Here is a 1,733-nt window from a genome sequence, read left to right as displayed (position 1 = left end):
GAGTGCTGCTAACATCTTAAATATCAATCGGGGTCCTGCTGTTGCTACGATAAATGTGAATCCGACCACATTACTGTTTGCTGAAAATTCAACGGGCGATGTCACCGTGACCAATAATGCAGGCTCTCCGGTTGCAGCAGAGAATGTGGTTGCAACCATTCCAGGAGGCAGCAGCATCAGCGTACAGAGCACGACGTGTGGTGCGGTTCTGGCGATTGGGGCAAGCTGTACGATTACTTTTGCTTCAAGCACACAAGAAGGACCGACGACTATTCCCATCGCCGGAGACAATACCAACACGGTGAATGTCGATGTGACGGTGACCAGTCAGCCACAGATAAGCATCACAAGCCCTGTACAGCAAAACCGGGTCGTTACGGTATCTTTAACACCGTTGTCATTAGAAATCACTAACGATGCGGGCAGTGTCGTGAATGCGAATGCAATTACAGTCAGCAATAAGGCAGCCTGCCCTAATCTGTCCGTTGACGACAGCAATTGCACCAGTGTGGCACCTGGAGCCAGTTGCACGCTGGAACTGACTTCCGACTCCCCTTACGCACCGTGCACGATTACCGTCAGCGGCAGCAACACTGCCAACAGCCCCACGACCTTAATTGCCTTCTCTCATCTGGGAGGATTGGTGTTTCAAGAAAGCGCGGGCAGTGGCAAGGTCGTCATTGATGTGGTGCAAGGTTTTGACAGCCAATGGACAGGTGCTTTTTCAAATATAGCTGGCGCAATAAACCTTGATAATGGGGTTAACAATACCAATGCTATTATCGCTAATACAGTTTGTTCAGGTGATGCCAATAACTGCGCGGCCCAAAGTTGCCAAAACCTCGGTGTAGACTGGTATCTTCCTGCAAGAGATGAGCTTTCTACAGTCCATAGCGCATTGTGTTCCAATCTTGAAACTCCCTGTAACTTTGGCGGGTTTTCGTCCGCGTTCTACTGGAGTTCGTCGCAGGTCGGCGGCGACGTCGGCGCGTGGGACGTGCTCTTCCCGTCGGGTAACGTCTTCTTCGACGATAAGTTCCTCGAGCAGCCTGTTCGGTGTGTCCGGGCTTTTACCTCTTAACCCCTTTATCCCTTTTCTTTTGAGGCAGCGAAGCTGCCTCATGATTTCTTTAAAGACGAATGATTTGGATTTTTATTAATGGCTTTCTATACGGAGTTACCAGTTTATAAGGACAGTTATCAGTTGGTTCTGAGAGTGTTTGAGGTAACCCGCGATTTTCCAAGAGAATATCGATACACACTTGGCCAAGATATGAAGCGCGATGCCCTTCATTTGCTTCGTTGCATTTACCGGGCTAACAAGCATCAAAACAGGCTCGAGCATTTAGAGGACTTTTTAGATGAGATGGAGTTATTGAAATTAGAAATTCGCCTCTGTGTTGAGATGAAACTAATATCACTTAAAAGGCAAGCCCTGTTAAGTGAACTCTTGACACGCATAGGCAAACAGGTGACTGGCTGGCGTAATGCCAGCCGAAAGCCAGAATCATGAAGGCTACGGTGTTCGTGAGCGAGCATGCTTTTGTTTAAAAGCGACAAAGGGACTGTGCTGTATAGCAGTTGATTCGCGTCTGCATAAGATGCCTTGTGCAGACCAAAACGCCTTTGTATTGCGTTTGGCGGGTTTTCGTCCGCGTTCTACTGGAGTTCGTCGCAGAACGACAACAACAACGCGTGGAACGTGAACTTCCCGTCGGGTAACGACAACAACG

3 protein-coding genes are annotated in these 1,733 nt (G+C 48.8%); 2 read left to right on the top strand and 1 reads right to left on the bottom strand.

The window, feature by feature from the left end; genetic code table 11:
* Both ELY15_RS15590 and ELY15_RS15585 read left to right on the top strand, forming a co-directional pair.
* The coding region (locus ELY15_RS15590) for a DUF1566 domain-containing protein (protein ID WP_148111254.1) at positions 1 to 1,081 on the top strand (1,081 nt) is incomplete at its 5' end.
* Between the two features lie 78 nt (positions 1,082 to 1,159).
* Positions 1,160 to 1,513: a four helix bundle protein gene (locus ELY15_RS15585; RefSeq protein ID WP_127101655.1), complete on the top strand. Its 354-nt coding sequence runs from the start codon at positions 1,160 to 1,162 to the stop codon at positions 1,511 to 1,513.
* Between the two features lie 3 nt (positions 1,514 to 1,516).
* Here ELY15_RS15585 and ELY15_RS16315 read toward each other — a convergent pair.
* Positions 1,517 to 1,733 (bottom strand): hypothetical protein (locus tag ELY15_RS16315; RefSeq protein ID WP_158617528.1); only part of this gene is annotated, 217 nt, incomplete at its 5' end.

This window comes from Legionella sp. km772 (assembly GCF_003989735.1).
In the GTDB taxonomy this organism is placed as follows: Bacteria; Pseudomonadota; Gammaproteobacteria; order Legionellales; family Legionellaceae; genus Legionella.
This window is presented reverse-complemented; position numbering and strand designations above follow the sequence as displayed.